The following is a 16,632-nucleotide window of genomic DNA, read 5'->3' as shown; positions in this document are numbered from 1 at the left end:
CTTTTACCGTTACGGTGCTACCTGGCTCTGCGGTACCCGTAACGTGGGTACCATCATCAGAAACATCAAGATTGTCTGGTTTATTTGGTGGAGTGCTATCAGGTGCGATTACATCTGTTGGGGTTGACGTATTACCGGCATTATCTGTTGCAGTAACTTCTACTTTTTCGCCGTTATTTTTTGGTGGGTTAAGATCAATTAAAAAATTGCCTTGCTCATCTGCTTTTCCATTAGCAATCACATTACCTTGATCATCTTTAATAGTAATTTTACTACCGGGTTCGGCTTTACCTGTAATTTGGTTGCCGTTATTGGAAATGACTACATCGGTTGGTTGATCCGGCGGTGTGGTATCTGACGGAGCGGAATGTGCTGAACTACCCCCCCCGAGCCACCTGCAGCCGCTGCACCCAAGCCGAGAACAGTTAATCCAGCAAGACCGTAAAGCCACGGGCTGAAGCTATCACCTTCGGCTAAAGTACCGCTCATTCCGGCTTCAATTTCTGGGAAAGAAGAAAATTCCTTACCTACTTGAGTGACGATCACCTGACCGGCATCCGCACCGACATCAAAAATGGCAAAACATTGCTGCTCGTCATCGCATTTGCCCCAGAAATCATCAATAATAACTTCTACATTCTCTTTTTCGCTTTTTAAAATAAGATCATTGCCGGAACGAGTAACTTTAATATCTTCCGGTGTTTTGCCGGTCGCGCTATCAATCAGATAGTACTCTTCGCCCGGCACTGCCAATTCGGTATATTTACCATTTTTTAATACTTTTGATAAATCAATGCGTTTGCCTGATTTTTTCTCAACTAGGATAAGACCCATAATTTCTCCCAATGTGTCATTGTTGAATTGAATCGAATTAACCTAAGCTCACTTTTATTTCAACAAGGTATTAACAGCCTTTCCTCATAAAAGTAACAACAAAGAGCAATCGTTGCATATTAGCAAAAGTAAATGTAAAGTCAATTTCAATATTAAACTTTATTAGAAAAATTATCTCTTTAGCGCAAAGATACTCTTTTTAGACGTTATTACTTCATTTTTATAAAAGATTCCGAGCAAGATTGTCAGAAAAAATGATTTGGATCAGATTTTATTAAAACTAAATTGTAATTTTTGAAGTGTAGCTTTTACATTACAAATAAACGTAAAAGAAATCTACTACCTACATATAGGCAATCTGTTTTATTATTTGAATTCTGCCTAAACTACGACATAACTGTTTGTTATAACTGCTTAAATTAAATTATTTGTAATCAATTCCACTTATGTTAAGTTAGCGTTTTTACCTACCTTTTGGAGCAATTATGCAACCTGTTATGATTCTTGATGGCGGTATGGGACGTGAACTTCATCGTCGCAATGCCCCTTTTCGACAACCTGAATGGTCGGCACTCGCATTAATGGAAGCACCGGATATTGTGCGAGATGTGCATTTGGATTACATCAATGCCGGCGCAGATGTGATTACGGCAGATAGCTATGCTGTTGTGCCGTTTCATATCGGCGAACGTTTTTATCAGCGTGGCGAACAGTTAGCGGCACTTGCCGGAAAGCTAGCACGTGAAGCGGTGCAACAAAGCGGTAAAAAAGTGTTGGTTGCCGGTTCACTACCACCACTTTTCGGCTCTTATCGTCCGGATCTGTTTGATGCGGAGAAAGCACCGGAGTTGGCTGCCCCGTTAATTAGAGGATTGGCACCTTATGTTGATATTTGGTTGGCGGAAACACAAAGCAGCATTATTGAAGTGAAAACGTGGCGACAACTATTAACGCAAGATCCTCGCCCTTTTTGGTGCTCCTTTACATTAGAAGACAGCGCACACCAAACCGAACCTAAATTACGTTCCGGCGAACTCGTGGTGGATGCAGTTAAACAAATGCTGTCATTAGACGTGCAAATGATCTCTTTTAATTGCAGCCAAATTGAGGTGATGGCAGCGGCATTAAAACAGGCAAGAACCTTGATTGATCAATCCGGAAAAACAGTTCGCTTGGGCGTTTATGCCAATGCATTTGAGCCGCAACCGCAAGAGATGCAGGCAGCCAACGAAGCGATTGATGAAATTCGTAAAGACAGCACGCCGGAAAATTATCTCCATTGGGCGAAAAAATGGCGTGAAATCGGCGCGGACACCATTGGCGGCTGCTGCGGTATCGGACCTGAACATATTGCCTTATTAGCGCAAAATTTACGTTAAGGAGCATTATGTCAGTCACAAAAATCGGACTATCCGCACTCACCGCATTAGTCATCAGCTCAATGATTGGTTCCGGCATTTTCAGCTTGCCGCAAAATATGGCGGCAGTTGCCGGTTCGCAAGCATTGTTGATCGGCTGGTTAATCACCGGTATCGGCATTATCTTTTTGGGCTTATCATTTGCCTGTCTATCTCGTCTGCTGCCTGAACTTGACGGCGGCGTTTATGCTTACGCCAGAGCCGGTTTCGGTGACTTGATGGGGTTTCTTTCGGCGTGGGGCTATTGGCTTTGCACCACCATCGGTATTGTCGGTTACTTGGTTGTCGCTTTTGAAGCAGTCGGGACATTCACTGACCAAGCAAACAATATTGTGTTCGGTAAAGGAAATACTGCGACCGCATTTATCGGCGCATCCGTTATCGCTTGGCTGGTCTATTGCTTGGTCGCAAAAGGCATCAAGGAAGCCGCCGGCGTTAATCTGGTTGCAACCATCGTTAAAGTCTTTCCTTTGCTGTTATTTATCGGTTTAGCCGTCTATTTTTTTGACAGCAACCAATTTTTGTCGGATTGGCAAGGAAACGGCATTATCGAAAACGATCAACAATCAACGCTAATCGACCAAGTAAAAAACACAATGTTGATCACACTTTGGGTCTTCACCGGAATTGAGGGGGCGGCGGTGTTGTCCAAACACGCCAAACATCGCGCCGATATTGGGCGCGCGACCGTAGGCGGCGTGATCATCACGCTGCTGATTTACGTTGCTATTACGCTGTTATCGCAAGGCATTCTGCCGCGCGCACAAATCGCTGAAATGGCAAATCCATCAATGGCAGGCATCCTCACCTTTATGGTCGGTGATTGGGGAAAATGGTTGATTACCGTCTGCCTTATCGTTTCTGTACTCTCTTCTTATTTGAGTTGGACATTATATGCTACAGAAATTCCCTATTTAGGCGCGAAAAACGGTGTATTTCCACTGCCGTTCACACGCTTAAATCGGCATAATGTGCCGCATTTTTCTCTGCTTTTTACCACTTTGACCGTGCAGCTATGTCTGTTTTTAGTCTGGAAAACCGGCAATAGTTATGAAACGTTGTTGTTGATTTCCACCTCAATGATCCTCGTTCCTTACTTGTTGGTCGGCGGCTTTTTACTAAAATATGCCATTCAACATCAGTTAAGTTGGAAATATAAACTTATCGGTGGCTTTGCGACACTTTATGCAGTTTGGATTGTCTATGCGGCAGGCATTGATTATTTGTTGCTTTCCGTTCTGCTCTACTTGCCCGGCGTGCTGTTATTCCTCTATTCACAACGACAGTTCTATGGCAAATGGCAACTCCGCACATTCGAGAAATTCATTCTTGTGTTATTAATCCTGCTCGCCATCCCAGCTATTTGGCAACAAATGGGGTGAAAATTGATACACAAACTGCATAGTAAAATTGTACTATGCAGTTTTTTGTTATAATTCTTCGTATTATTTGTCCACCTTACACAGATAAAAATTTTATCGCTTTTATTTGTAAAGTATTGAGTTACAGGATCCCCTATGGACTTTTCAGAATTATTAGATGGTTTAAATGAACGGCAACGTGAAGCGGTGGCTGCACCTTTGGGCAATTATTTAGTTTTGGCGGGTGCCGGCAGTGGTAAAACTCGGGTTTTAACTTACCGCATTGCTTGGTTAATCGGCGTTGAGAATGTCAGCCCCAACGGCATTCTTGCGGTAACTTTTACCAATAAAGCGGCGGCGGAAATGCGCCATCGTATTGAGGATTTATTACAGGATCAAATCACACCGCCTTTCGGAATGTGGGTCGGAACTTTCCACAGTCTGGCGCATCGGCTTTTGCGCCGCCACGCGCCGGATGCCGGTTTACCGGCGGATTTTCAAATTTTAGATTCAGAAGATCAATTACGTTTGGTGAAACGGTTGGTGAAATCCTACAACTTGGATGAGGGTTTGTATCCGCCAAAGCAAATCTGTTGGTATATCAACAATAAGAAAGATCTTGGTTTAAGAGCCGATCAAATCGAAATGCGTAGTAAGGAAGATCGAAGCTGGGTTGAAATTTACAAAATTTATCAGGATGCCTGTGATCGCGCCGGTTTGGTCGATTTTGCCGAATTATTATTAAGAACTTATGAACTTTGGCAGAAAAAACCGCTGATTCTGCAACGTTATCAACAACGTTTTCAGCATATTTTGGTGGATGAGTTTCAGGACACCAATAATATTCAGTATGAATGGGTTAAATTATTGGCTGGCAATAGTGCCAATGTGATGATTGTCGGTGATGACGACCAATCGATTTATGGTTGGCGAGGCGCAAAAATTGATAATATCTACCGTTTTTTAACCGATTATCACGCCGAAACCATTCGTTTGGAACAAAATTACCGCTCCACTGAAAATATTTTACAAGCTGCCAATATTTTAATTGCCAACAATGAAGGCAGATTGGGTAAAAATCTTTGGACGGAAGGTAATAAAGGCGATCCGGTCGGCATCTATCGAGCATTTAATGAACACGATGAAGCGCGTTTCGTGACTTCACAGATTAAACAGTGGGTGGATGAAGGCGGTAATTATGATCAATGTGCGGTGTTGTATCGCAGTAACCGTCAATCACGTATTTTGGAAGAGGCATTTTTGCAATCCGGTCTGCCTTATCGTATTTATGGTGGTTTGCGCTTTTTTGAACGGCAGGAAATTAAGGATGCTCTCGGTTATTTACGCCTGTTAGCAAATCGTCAGGATGATGTCGCTTTTGAACGTGTGGTCAATACGCCAACGCGCGGTATCGGCGATCGCACGCTTGAGATTTTGCGTGATATTGCTCGCAAGCGCACATTAACACTTTGGCAGGCAACACATTTAGCGTTAGAAGAGAAATTGGTGCAAGGTCGTGCCGCTTCTGCTTTGTTACGTTTTATCGAGTTGATCAACGCCTTAGATAATGACACCTTTGAGCTGCCGTTAGCGGAACAGACCGAGTTTGTGATTGAACACTCCGGTCTGAAAGAGATGTACCAAAAAGAGAAAGGCGAAAAAGGTGAGGTGCGTTTGGAAAACTTGGATGAGCTGGTTTTTGCCGCACGAGATTTCCAAAAACCGGATGAAGCGGAAGAGATGAGCGATTTGATTGCTTTCCTAACTCACGCTTCGTTGGAAGCCGGTGAAGGGCAAGCCTCGCCACATCAACAATGTGTCGATTTAATGACATTGCACTCTTCAAAAGGTTTGGAGTTTGATCGTGTTTTTATTGTTGGGATGGAAGAGGGCTTATTCCCAAGCGGTGCTTCAGGCGAAGAGGGAAGAATCGAAGAAGAACGCCGTTTGGCTTATGTCGGCATTACTCGGGCAAGAAAGAAATTAACACTTTGCTATGCCGAACAACGCCGTGTTTATTCTCAAGAAGAAAAGCGTATTGTTTCACGTTTTATCAATGAGTTACCGGAAGAAAATATTCAGGAAATTCGCTTACGCGGCACCGTAACGCGAGCTATCAACCGTGAAGCGGTCGGGACGACAAAATCGGTGTTGGCAAATCCGGAGTGGAAACCGGGACAACGGGTTAAACACCATAAATTCGGTTACGGTTCGATTATCAATGTGGAGGGTAGCGATAAGAACTGTCGGTTGCAGATCGCTTTCCAAAATCAAGGCATAAAATGGCTGATTGCCCACTTGGCAAATTTAGAAAAATTGTGATCCATATGAAACTTTTTGCATTATAATGGGTCAAATAAAACGTTCGTTAAGACAGTTTTTACATTAAGCATTAACTGTGTTATAACGGACGAAATTTTTAATTTAAGAAGGTAGTTAATGACAAAAGAAATGCAAAACATGATGCTTGTTCCTCAAGGTAGTTTAGAAGGCTACATTCGAGCAGCTAATGAATATCCGATGCTTACCGCAGAAGAGGAAAAGGAGCTGGCAGAACGTTTGTATTATCATCAAGACGTTGATGCCGCCAAAAAATTGATTTTATCCCATTTGCGTTTTGTAATTCATATTGCACGTGGTTATTCCGGTTATGGTTTGCCGCAAGCCGATTTAATTCAGGAAGGAAATGTCGGCTTGATGAAAGCGGTTAAACGTTTCAATCCGGAAGTGGGTGTACGTTTGGTTTCTTTCGCAGTGCATTGGATTAAAGCGGAAATTCACGAATATGTGTTGCGTAACTGGCGTATTGTTAAAGTTGCCACCACTAAAGCACAACGTAAATTATTCTTTAATTTGCGTAAAACAAAACAACGTTTAGGTTGGTTCAACGCTAATGAAGTGGATATGGTTGCCAACGAACTCGGCGTTTCCGCAGAAGATGTGCAAGAGATGGAATCTCGTATGAGCGGCATTGATATGGCGTTCGATTTGCCGACTGATGATAGCGAAGAAACCTATTCTCCGGCACTTTATTTGGAAGATAAAAGTTCCAACTTCGCTGCTGAATTGGAAGAAGAAAATTTTGAAAATCAGGCGACCGATCAACTTAGCGAAGCATTGGAACAGTTGGACGAAAGAAGTCGTCATATTATCCAAACTCGTTGGTTGGATGATAATAAAGCCACATTGCAAGAATTGGCTGATCATTACGGTGTTTCCGCCGAACGTATCAGACAGTTGGAAAGCAATGCGTTGAAAAAACTAAGAAATGCAGTAACATTCTAAATTCCCTCTATAAAAATACCCCATATTTCACTCGGAATATGGGGTTATTTTTTGTATTTCTTCCGCTGTCATCAAACTGTCACATTTCATCGCTAAACTTCCTAACGTCAAATGTTAATTCATTCTGTTAGGAGAAACCTATGTTACCGAAAGTCCTTAGAAAACTTGCTCTCGTTGCTATTTCATTACCTTTTATCGCTCAAGCAAATGCCCACGAAATTACCGGCGCAGGCGCGTCATTCCCTTATCCGATTTATGCCAAATGGGCAGGACTTTACCAACAACAAACCGGCAATAAAGTCAATTATCAGTCCATCGGTTCCGGTGGCGGTCAGCAACAGATTATCGCTAAGACCATTGATTTCGGTGCTTCAGACGATCCAATGAAAGCAAACGCACTTGCAGAACACCAATTATTACAATTCCCTGCCATCATTGGCGGCACCGTTCCTGTTGTCAATATTCCGGAAATCAAAGCCGGCGCATTAAAACTTTCAGGTGAGGTAATTGCTGACATCTTCCTCGGCAAAATCAAAAAATGGAACGATCCGGCGATTGCCGCTCTGAATGACGGCATTGCCTTGCCGGATAAAAATATTCTGGTAGTACGCCGTTCAGACGGTTCCGGCACAACCTTCGGCTGGACGAACTATTTATCCAAAGTTTCTGCTGAATGGAAAGAAAAAGTGGGTGAAGGAAAATCCGTTAAATGGCCTGTCGGACAAGGCGGAAAAGGTAATGAAGGCGTTGCCGCTTACGTTAAACAGCTTAAATATTCTATCGGTTATGTGGAATATGCTTATGCCAAACAAAATCAATTAACTTGGGTCACTTTACAAAATGCTGCCGGCAAATTTGTGCAACCTTCTCGTGACAGCTTTATGGCGGCGGCAGCCAATGCCGACTGGGAGAAAGCTGCCGGAATGGGCGTAGTTTTGACAAATGAACCGGGCGATCAATCTTGGCCAATCACTGCGGCAAGTTTCATCTTAATCCACAAAAATGCCGACAATGCCGAAAACACCAAAAATGTCTTCAGTTTCTTTGAATGGGCATTTAAAAACGGTAAAGACGCTGCTTTAGAACTGGATTATGTGCCATTACCGGACACTGTTGTCGAAAAAATTAAAGCTCGTTGGCACAGTGAAGTGAAAGATGCGCAAGGAAAAACTATCTATTAATATTCTATTGAAATATCAAAGGGTTATGCTATCACATAACCCTTACCTTACAAGGTAGAAAAAATGCATAAAATCGATAATAAATGTTTAAATCACGCTTGGTTGGAGAATGTTTTTAAGAACACCACCCGTTTTTTTGCTGTCTTTGTTTTTATTGTGCTCTCCGCCATTTTATTGTCTTTAGTGATTGGTAGTTGGGATTCGATTTCTAAATTTCATATCGCTTTTTTATGGAGCAACGACTGGGATCCGGTGCAAGAAAATTATGGGGCTTTGGTACCGATCATCGGCACATTAATTTCCGCCGCCATCGCCTTAATTATTGCCGTACCAATCTCTTTCGGCATTGCCACTTTTCTCACTGAATTATCTCCACAATGGTTAAAACGCCCGATTGGCACCGCAGTAGAGATGTTGGCAGCGATTCCTTCCATTATTTACGGGATGTGGGGGCTATTCGTTTTCGTACCGCTTTTTCAAGAATACATTCAGCCTTATATCATTGATACTTTTGGTAATTTACCGTTAATCGGCATTCTCTTTTCCGGTGCACCTTTCGGTATCGGACTATTCACCGCCGGATTAGTGTTGGGCATTATGATTATTCCTTTTATCGCCTCAACAATGCGTGATGTTTTTAGTGTTGTACCGCCAATGTTGAAAGAATCCGCTTACGGTTTGGGTTCAACCACGTGGGAAGTGATTTGGAAAGTCGTGCTGCCGTATACCAAAGCCGGTGTTGTCGGCAGCATTATGCTTGGATTGGGGCGTGCATTGGGCGAAACAATGGCGGTCACTTTCGTTATCGGGAATGCCTTCCAACTGCCGGATTCTATTTTTGCACCGTCCACCTCTATCGCTTCTGCGATTGCCAATGAATTTAATGAAGCCGGCGGTTTACAAAAATCTGCATTGATGGAATTAGGGTTAATTCTATTCTTGATTACCACTTTAGTATTGGCGATCGCACGTTTATTAGTGATGCGAATGAGTCGACTAGAAGGAAGAAAATAATGCATAAATATCAAAATCAACGCTTTTATTGGCGTAAAAGCAGAAATCTTCTTATGTTAAGCCTTGCCTATCTGGCAGTGCTGTTCGGGCTTTTTTGGTTGATTTGGATTTTATACACATTAATCATCAAAGGCATCCCGGCACTCTCGTTTGAACTGTTCTTAAAAGCAACACCTGCACCCAACGAAAGCGGCGGTTTGATTAATGCCATTATCGGTTCGATTATGATGGTATTAATTGCCACCTTTATCGCCACACCGATTGGCGTTTTGGCAGGCACCTATTTAAGCGAATACGGCCGCTATAGCAAATTATCGAAAATTACCCGTTTTCTGAACGATATTTTACTTTCCGCACCCTCCATTATTATCGGACTGTTTATTTACGCAATCTATGTTTCGCAAGTAAAACACTTCTCCGGCTGGGCAGGTTCGTTGGCTTTGGCAATGTTGGTAATTCCGGTTGTGGTCAGAACCACCGACAGTATGTTGAATCTCGTGCCGAATAATTTACGCGAAGCCGCCGCTGCACTCGGTTGCCCGCAATGGCGAGTCATTACGATGGTTTGCTATCGTGCCGCTCGCTCCGGCATTTTAACCGGCATTCTGCTTTCCGTTGCCCGCATTTCCGGCGAAACCGCACCATTGCTGTTTACTGCGCTCTCAAACCAATTCACCTCTTTGGATATGAATGCGCCAATGGCAAATCTACCGGTGGTGATTTATCAATATGCCGCCAGCCCGTTTGAAGATTGGAATGAACTGGCGTGGGCAGGTGCGGCATTAATTGCGATTTTTGTTTTATCTTTAAATATTTTAACCAGACTTTGTTCCAACAAACATAAATAAGGACCATAAAATGGATATGTTATCAAACCAAATTGATGCGAAATTAACCGTTAATAATCTCAATTTTTATTATGGTGATTTTCACGCTTTAAAAAATATCAATATGAAAATCGCAAAAAATAAAGTCACTGCATTTATTGGTCCATCCGGCTGCGGAAAATCGACACTGTTGCGTACATTTAACCGGATGTATGAACTTTATCCGAACCAACACGCCACCGGTGAAATTAATTTAGATAATGAAAATTTATTGACCACACATATTGATATTGCCATTATCCGCGCCAAAATCGGGATGGTTTTCCAAAAGCCGACACCGTTTCCAATGTCAATTTATGATAATGTCGCTTTCGGCATTCGTTTATTTGAGAAACTGCCTAAATCAGAGTTGAATGATCGGGTCGAATGGGCATTAACCAAAGCCGCATTATGGAACGAAGTGAAAGATAAGCTGAACCAAAGCGGTGATAGCTTATCTGGTGGGCAACAACAACGCTTATGTATTGCGCGCGGTATTGCCGTTAAACCGGAAGTGTTGTTATTGGATGAACCTTGCTCTGCGCTCGATCCGATCTCAACAATGAAAATCGAAGAGCTGATCAGCGAATTAAAACACGATTACACTGTTGCCATCGTCACGCATAATATGCAACAGGCGGCGCGTTGTTCCGACTACACCGCTTTTATGTATCTTGGTGAGCTGATTGAATTCGATCAAACCAGTAAAATTTTTGACAAACCAAAATTCCAACGGACAGAAGATTACATTACGGGTAGAATGGGTTAAAGCAGCAACTCAAATAAAAATGGGGGCTTATGGCGGGCAAAATTTTAATTGTTGAAGATGAACGTGCGATCCGTGAAATGGTTGCACTTTACTTACTGAAGCAAAATTATGAGGTGATTGAAGCGGAGGATTATCAAAGTGCGGTAAATCGCCTTGAGGAACAACCGCAACTTATTCTGTTGGATTGGATGTTGCCCGGTCGTTCCGGCATTATGTTTATTGAATATCTAAAAAAACAGGAACAAACCGCTAAAATTCCAATCATTATGCTCACGGCACGCAGTGCGGAAGAGGATTGCATTACCTGTCTGAACGCCGGTGCCGATGATTACATTACCAAGCCGTTTTCACCGAAAATTTTATTAGCGAGAATCGAAGCGTTATGGCGACGCAGTTATGATCCGCCGAGCCAAATTGTCAGTTTTGAAAATTTACAAATCGATCAGCAGGCGCAACGTGTTAGCGTGGAAAATCAATTTGTGGAATTAAGCGCAACCGAATATAAATTACTGCTGTTTCTAATGACGCATCCCGAAAAAGTCTATAGCCGTGAACAGCTATTGAATCATATTTGGGGCGATGATATTTATGTTGAAGATCGCACCGTTGACTCCTATATTCGCCGATTACGCCGCAGTTTAGAGCCTTTTCAGGCTGATCGCTATGTGCAAACCGTTCGCGGCTTTGGCTACCGTTTTTCTAACCATTTTCAGGATTAACCAATGAAGCTCAATCTGTCGTTAAAACATCTGATCATCGAAGTGTTGCTGGCGGTCGGCATTGCTTCATTATTGAGTCTCTTCAGTAAAGATTTCTCGTTTTGGTTAATTGCCGTGTTGGTGATTTTACTGATTTGGCACCACTATAATGAATTCAGTTTGTTGCAAATCATCAATCCGAATAAACCCCCTAAAAGCAAAAAGAAAATTACTGCGCTTGAGCATATTTCACAAACTGCTGCCTACTACAATGAGCGAACTCGCCGCGAAAAAATTAAATCGTTACGGCTACTTTCCAAGCTAAATCGCAATATCCAATTTTTGCCCGATGCAGTATTAATTTGTGAACACAACGGCGATATTTCTTGGTGTAACCAAGCAGCACAGGAGATGTTTGAATTTATTTGGGATAAAAAAATGCAAAAGAGCGTTTTTAAGGTGATTTTTTACCCCGAATTTAAACACTATTTTCGTCATTTAACCTTTAACAGACGCAATCGTCCTTTGGTTTTATTGACCCACAATAAACGCTATATCGAATTTAATATCAATAGTTACGACAGCGAATCCTATTTAATTATCGCACGCGATGCGACCTCGTTTATTCGCTTAATGAACTCCCGTCAAACTTTTCTGGCGAATATGAACCACGAACTGCGCACACCATTAACGGTGCTACAGGGTTATTTGGAAATGTTTGAGGGCGAGATCGATGAAAAATCACCTTTTCAACAAAAAGCATTGCAGGCGATGAAAGAACAAAGCGAGAGAATGGCGACATTGCTGCAACAGCTATCTTTATTGGCAAAAATTGAAAATATCAATAGTGCCGAACACGAAGTGGTTGATATGTCACAATTAATTCTCTCTTTACAAAAAAATACTGCCGTTATCCATCAAGCAAAACAGCAAATTATTTTTGAAATCGAGCCGGATTTGAAAATTATTGGGGATGAACAGCAATTACAAAGTGCAGTTTCCAATCTGATCTATAACGCTATTCGCCACGCCGGCGAAGAGGCGATTATTCACGTCAGTTGGCAACGTTGTAAACAAGGGGCAAGATTTTGTGTCAGCGATAACGGTATCGGTATTGAAGCTCGCCATCTTGCCCATTTAACCGAACGTTTCTATCGTGTGGATGAATCACGCAATAATAAAACCGGCGGCAGCGGCTTGGGATTAGCCATTGTTAAACACGCTTTGGAACAACATCAATCCTATCTTGAAATCCAAAGCGAAGTCGGTAAAGGCAGCGAATTTTCTTTTATTATCAAACCCGATTTAATCGTCAATCCGCAACAATAAGTTAGAAATCCGGCGGACAAGTAAATGTCATCCGCTCTTGAGTGATCGGATGCGTAATAGTAAGACTTTCTGCGTGTAAATATAATCTCGGTGCCATTGCCCGCACTGCCGGAGGAGAATAGAACTTATCACCCAGAATCGGATGCCCGAGAGCTAACATATGTAGACGCAACTGATGCGAACGACCGGTGATCGGCGTCAATTTCACGCGCGTGGTGTTATTCGGATAACGCGCTAAAACCTGATACTGCGTCTGTGCTTTTTTGCCGACTAAAAAATCTATACGTTGTCGCGGTCGATTCTCCCAATCACAAATTAACGGCAAATCGACAATACCGCTATCCTGTTCCAAATGCCCCCAAACAATCGCTTGATAATGTTTCTTCGGTTCTCGCTCGCGAAATTGTCGCTTCAGCTCTTTTTCAGCAGCTTTGGAAAGCGCAAACAGTAAAATACCGCTGGTTGCCATATCTAAACGATGCGCCGGCTCAGTAAAGCCGAATTTATTCGCCACGCGTGTGGTGGCGCTATCCTGATACTGCGGCTGATTGCCGGGAACCGACAACAAACCGCTCTGTTTATTCACCACCGCAATATAGTTATCCTGATATAAGATATTCAATCCTTGCGGCGGGTTGTACGCTATTAATGCCATAATTACTCTTTATTACTGACAATCACACGCAAACTGTCCAAACGCCAACTTGCTTTTTTCAGTTGGGCCAGTGATTGCGCAATTAATTGTTCCTGTTGTTCAATTTCATCCTGACGAATATTTTTATTCACCGCCTGAAGTGCGGTAAGACGCTGAAGTTCACTATATAACGTTTTATCCGCCACTTCGGTAGCTTCCGCAATAATTTGTTCGGCATAAGGCGCTATCAAAGTTTGAGAGTGCTTAATCAGACGATCAATATCCGCTTTCGTCATTTTAACGACTTTATTTGCCATATTTTTATTGATCGGCTTAAGCTGTTTTTCTAAACCGCGGAAAGAGACTTGTGAGGCTAAATCATTGCCCTTAATATCCAATAACAAGCGCACCGGTGTCGGCGGTAAGAAGCGAGTTAATTGCAAGGCTTTCGGTGCCTGTACTTCAACCACATAAATTAATTCCAACAATAACGTACCTGCCGGTAACCCTTTATGCGGCAATAAACTTACTGCCGTTTTGCCAATATCGCCGGAAGTGATCAGATCGATACCGTTTCGCACCATCGGGTGATCCCACGTTAAAAACTCAAGATCTTCGCGTGCCAATGCCAATGACCGATTAAAAGTAACGGTGCTTCCCTCCTCTTTTAATCCCGGAAAATCAGGTACTAACATATGTCCGGTCGGCTGAATCACTATCGAATCTTCGCCCAAATCTTCCTGATCTAAACCGATTACATCAAACAGACTCAAACAGAAATTAATTAAATCCGGTTGTCCGTCCTGTTGTTCAATCGCGGCAGCGAGCTGTTGTGCTTGCTCTCCACCGTTAGAATTGAGTTCCAACAGGCGATCTCGCCCTTGTTCCAACTCCTGCTGCAAGCGAATCCGTTCTTTCGCCACCTGTTCAATAAAGAGCGCAAATCCTGCCTCATCTTCATTCGGGTTATCAATAAATGCCTGTAGCTGTTTACCATATTTAGCAAATAAGGTTGCTCCCATCGGGCAAGTCTGTTCAAAGGCTCCCAAGCCTTTTTGATACCAATCCACCAAAATCATCTGTGATGTTTGATTAAAATAAGGCACATAAATTTGAACATCTCTGGTTTGACCGATACGATCCAAACGTCCGATGGACTGCTCCAATACATCCGGATTGACCGGTAAATTAAACAATACCAATCGGCAAGCAAATTGGAAATTACGCCCTTCCGCACCAATACTGGAACTTAACAGTACTTTTGCGCCGTCTTCCTGTTGTGCAAAATAGGCCGCCGCCCGATCACGTTCAACAATCGACATTTTCTCGTGGAATACCGCAGAACGAATGCCCTCTTTTTCGCGCAAAATCTTCTCTAACTGCAATACGGTTTCGGTTTGTTGACAAATAATCAACACCTTTTCTTGGCTATGATTTTTGAGAAAGGTCAATAACCATTCAATGCGCGGATCAAAATCCCACCACGCCGCTTCCGGGTTAAGCTGATGAAACAGCACTTCCGGATATAATGAATTTTGTTGCACCGTCTTATTAAGTAAATTCACAACTTTGATCGCATTTGCATACTGCTTCGGCAATTCCAGTTTTACTTGGTGCAAAATACGTTTCGGAAAGCCTTTCACGCCTTGACGTGTATTACGGAACAATAAGCGACTGGTGCCGTGGCGATCCACTAAGTTAGTAATCAGCTCCTGTTTCGCCTCTTGGATCTGCTCGTCAGAACTGTTGCTGCCGTTGATAATTCGCAATAACGGTTCAATATCCTGCTCCGGCAGTAATTCAGCCAACACATTTTGCTCTTCGGCACTTAATTTTTTATCTGACAACAGATCATTCACTGCCGCTGCTACCGGACGGTACTGTTTTTGCTCGGCAACAAATGCGTTGTAATCGTAAAAACGATGAGGATCTAATAGTCGCAAACGTGCGAAGTGACTTTCCTGCCCTAACTGTTCCGGTGTTGCCGTAAGTAACAAAACCGAAGCGATTTTCTGCGTCAACTCCTCAACAAAACGATATGCACGGCTTGGCGCCATTGCGTGCCATTCAAGATGGTGTGCTTCATCCACAATCAACATATCCCAATGGCTTGCCAACACTTCAGCCATTCGATTTTCTTGCGTAACTAACCAATCTAAAGAACAGATCACCAACGCTTCACTATCAAATGGATTCACCTTGATGCTTCTGCCGTCCTCTTCTTTACGATCAAAATCCTGACAACGTTCTTCATCAAATAATGAAAAATTAAGATTAAAACGACGCAACATTTCGACTAACCATTGATGCTGCAAGGTTTCCGGCACTAAAATCAATACACGTTCAACTCTACCGGAAAACAGTTGTTGCTGTAGAATCATTCCCGCTTCAACCGTTTTCCCTAAACCAACCTCGTCCGCCAATAATACACGTGGCGATAAGCGCGAACCGACTTCGTGTGCAATATGTAATTGATGAGGAATTAAACTCGCTCTTGTACCGCGTAATCCTCTCAATGATGATTGAAACTGTTGCTGTTGATGCTGCAATGCGTGATAGCGCAATGCAAAACGATCATTTCTGTCAATTTGGGCAGAAAATAGACGATCCTGTGGTTTACTGAAGGTGATTTGGTGTGCTAACTCAAGTTCTTTAACCACAACCTCTTCATCTGTATCCATTCTTTTCGCTAAATAAAGCGCGATGCCGTTATTTTCCATCACATCCAACACTTCTGCTTGCCAGCCCTCGTGATGGGTAATCACATCACCAGTCTGAAACAAGACACGTGTCATCGGCGCCACTGCTAGGGAATAGACACGTGTTTCATCCGCTGCCGGAAATAAAAAGGTTACCGTTCTCTGATCAACGGCAGTCACTAATCCCAATCCCAAGTTATTTTCACTTTCACTAATCCAACGTTGTCCAATCGTAAATGACATTTTATTGTTCTTCTCTTTCTTCTGTTTTGATTGATTATTCAATTTAAAAATAAGCGCGGATTGTACTCTGAATAGTCAGGAAAGCCAAAAGATTTATCAATAGATCTTCACAACAAAAACAAAATAAAATCTAAGCTACATTTTTATATTAAGGATTGGGGCTGAAGTAGATTAGCACTTATGCTAAGCTACAAAAATGAAGATAACCAATTGTAAACTAAAGAAATCTATACAAAGAAAACTGCTTGAATTTTTTGTATTAGAAGTAACAGCACGATCAGCAGCAGATTTGCTTGGCATT

At 42.5% G+C, this 16,632-nt stretch carries 14 protein-coding genes and 1 pseudogene; 11 read left to right on the top strand and 4 right to left on the bottom strand.

The genetic code is table 11. The features are described from left to right. Both A3EO_RS12855 and A3EO_RS0108855 read right to left on the bottom strand, forming a co-directional pair. Window positions 1–298 (bottom strand): Ig-like domain-containing protein (locus tag A3EO_RS12855; RefSeq protein WP_248660647.1); only part of this gene is annotated, 298 nt, incomplete at its 3' end. A gap of 23 nt (window positions 299–321) precedes the next feature. Further along, complete coding sequence (locus A3EO_RS0108855) at window positions 322–834, bottom strand: hypothetical protein (protein WP_018346864.1); 513 nt, start codon at window positions 832–834, stop codon at window positions 322–324. 485 nt (window positions 835–1,319) lie between these two features. Here A3EO_RS0108855 and A3EO_RS0108850 point away from each other — a divergent pair, with 485 nt between their 5' ends. From A3EO_RS0108850 to phoR, 10 genes are all read left to right on the top strand, one after another. Beyond that, window positions 1,320–2,213 carry a homocysteine S-methyltransferase family protein gene (locus tag A3EO_RS0108850; protein WP_018346863.1) on the top strand — a complete coding sequence of 298 codons (894 nt, stop codon included), beginning with the start codon at window positions 1,320–1,322 and terminating at the stop codon, window positions 2,211–2,213. A gap of 8 nt (window positions 2,214–2,221) precedes the next feature. Next, complete coding sequence (locus A3EO_RS0108845; RefSeq protein ID WP_018346862.1) at window positions 2,222–3,634, top strand: basic amino acid/polyamine antiporter; 1,413 nt, start codon at window positions 2,222–2,224, stop codon at window positions 3,632–3,634. A 135-nt stretch (window positions 3,635–3,769) separates the two neighbouring features. Further along, window positions 3,770–5,935, top strand: coding sequence for a DNA helicase II (gene uvrD / locus A3EO_RS0108840; RefSeq protein WP_018346861.1), 2,166 nt, complete (start codon window positions 3,770–3,772; stop codon window positions 5,933–5,935). A gap of 117 nt (window positions 5,936–6,052) precedes the next feature. Continuing rightward, the gene (rpoH, locus tag A3EO_RS0108835; protein ID WP_013745893.1) at window positions 6,053–6,898 is read left to right on the top strand and encodes an RNA polymerase sigma factor RpoH; all 846 of its coding nucleotides are present in this window, start codon (window positions 6,053–6,055) and stop codon (window positions 6,896–6,898) included. 140 nt (window positions 6,899–7,038) lie between these two features. After that, complete coding sequence (gene pstS, locus A3EO_RS0108830) at window positions 7,039–8,079, top strand: phosphate ABC transporter substrate-binding protein PstS (protein ID WP_013745894.1); 1,041 nt, start codon at window positions 7,039–7,041, stop codon at window positions 8,077–8,079. A gap of 63 nt (window positions 8,080–8,142) precedes the next feature. Further along, the gene (pstC, locus tag A3EO_RS0108825; RefSeq protein WP_018346860.1) at window positions 8,143–9,093 is read left to right on the top strand and encodes a phosphate ABC transporter permease subunit PstC; all 951 of its coding nucleotides are present in this window, start codon (window positions 8,143–8,145) and stop codon (window positions 9,091–9,093) included. Continuing rightward, window positions 9,093–9,941, top strand: a complete 849-nt coding sequence (pstA, locus tag A3EO_RS0108820; protein ID WP_013745896.1) for a phosphate ABC transporter permease PstA — start codon at window positions 9,093–9,095, stop codon at window positions 9,939–9,941. The genes pstC and pstA overlap by 1 nt, the downstream gene beginning before the upstream one ends. A 10-nt stretch (window positions 9,942–9,951) precedes the next feature. Further along, on the top strand, window positions 9,952–10,728 hold the full coding sequence (gene pstB, locus A3EO_RS0108815; RefSeq protein ID WP_018346859.1) for a phosphate ABC transporter ATP-binding protein PstB: 777 nt from the start codon (window positions 9,952–9,954) through the stop codon (window positions 10,726–10,728). Between the two features lie 29 nt (window positions 10,729–10,757). Beyond that, window positions 10,758–11,447: a phosphate regulon transcriptional regulator PhoB gene (phoB, locus tag A3EO_RS0108810; protein WP_013745898.1), complete on the top strand. Its 690-nt coding sequence runs from the start codon at window positions 10,758–10,760 to the stop codon at window positions 11,445–11,447. A gap of 3 nt (window positions 11,448–11,450) precedes the next feature. Continuing rightward, window positions 11,451–12,755: a phosphate regulon sensor histidine kinase PhoR gene (gene phoR, locus A3EO_RS0108805; RefSeq protein ID WP_018346858.1), complete on the top strand. Its 1,305-nt coding sequence runs from the start codon at window positions 11,451–11,453 to the stop codon at window positions 12,753–12,755. A 1-nt stretch (window position 12,756) separates the two neighbouring features. On the opposite strand, the gene rluA is transcribed toward phoR, so the two are convergent. Both rluA and rapA read right to left on the bottom strand, forming a co-directional pair. Further along, window positions 12,757–13,410 carry a bifunctional tRNA pseudouridine(32) synthase/23S rRNA pseudouridine(746) synthase RluA gene (gene rluA, locus A3EO_RS0108800; RefSeq protein WP_018346857.1) on the bottom strand — a complete coding sequence of 218 codons (654 nt, stop codon included), beginning with the start codon at window positions 13,408–13,410 and terminating at the stop codon, window positions 12,757–12,759. A 2-nt stretch (window positions 13,411–13,412) separates the two neighbouring features. Continuing rightward, window positions 13,413–16,331 (bottom strand): RNA polymerase-associated protein RapA, encoded by a 2,919-nt coding sequence (gene rapA, locus A3EO_RS0108795; protein ID WP_018346856.1) that lies wholly within the window; start codon window positions 16,329–16,331, stop codon window positions 13,413–13,415. A gap of 196 nt (window positions 16,332–16,527) precedes the next feature. On the opposite strand from rapA, the pseudogene A3EO_RS13365 reads away from it, so the two are divergent. After that, a pseudogene (locus A3EO_RS13365) lies at window positions 16,528–16,632 on the top strand (IS1595 family transposase); the annotation flags it as partial.

Source organism: Gallibacterium anatis DSM 16844 = F 149 (genome assembly GCF_000379785.1).
Lineage (GTDB): Bacteria > Pseudomonadota > Gammaproteobacteria > Enterobacterales > Pasteurellaceae > Gallibacterium > Gallibacterium anatis.
This window is presented reverse-complemented; position numbering and strand designations above follow the sequence as displayed.

Coding starts and splice junctions, on each gene's coding strand:
- A3EO_RS0108855 (WP_018346864.1), bottom strand. CDS start 834: ATGGGTCTTATCCTAGTTGAGAAAAAATCAGGCAAACGCATTGATTTA.
- A3EO_RS0108850 (WP_018346863.1), top strand. CDS start 1,320: ATGCAACCTGTTATGATTCTTGATGGCGGTATGGGACGTGAACTTCAT.
- A3EO_RS0108845 (WP_018346862.1), top strand. CDS start 2,222: ATGTCAGTCACAAAAATCGGACTATCCGCACTCACCGCATTAGTCATC.
- uvrD (WP_018346861.1), top strand. CDS start 3,770: ATGGACTTTTCAGAATTATTAGATGGTTTAAATGAACGGCAACGTGAA.
- rpoH (WP_013745893.1), top strand. CDS start 6,053: ATGACAAAAGAAATGCAAAACATGATGCTTGTTCCTCAAGGTAGTTTA.
- pstS (WP_013745894.1), top strand. CDS start 7,039: ATGTTACCGAAAGTCCTTAGAAAACTTGCTCTCGTTGCTATTTCATTA.
- pstC (WP_018346860.1), top strand. CDS start 8,143: ATGCATAAAATCGATAATAAATGTTTAAATCACGCTTGGTTGGAGAAT.
- pstA (WP_013745896.1), top strand. CDS start 9,093: ATGCATAAATATCAAAATCAACGCTTTTATTGGCGTAAAAGCAGAAAT.
- pstB (WP_018346859.1), top strand. CDS start 9,952: ATGGATATGTTATCAAACCAAATTGATGCGAAATTAACCGTTAATAAT.
- phoB (WP_013745898.1), top strand. CDS start 10,758: ATGGCGGGCAAAATTTTAATTGTTGAAGATGAACGTGCGATCCGTGAA.
- phoR (WP_018346858.1), top strand. CDS start 11,451: ATGAAGCTCAATCTGTCGTTAAAACATCTGATCATCGAAGTGTTGCTG.
- rluA (WP_018346857.1), bottom strand. CDS start 13,410: ATGGCATTAATAGCGTACAACCCGCCGCAAGGATTGAATATCTTATAT.
- rapA (WP_018346856.1), bottom strand. CDS start 16,331: ATGTCATTTACGATTGGACAACGTTGGATTAGTGAAAGTGAAAATAAC.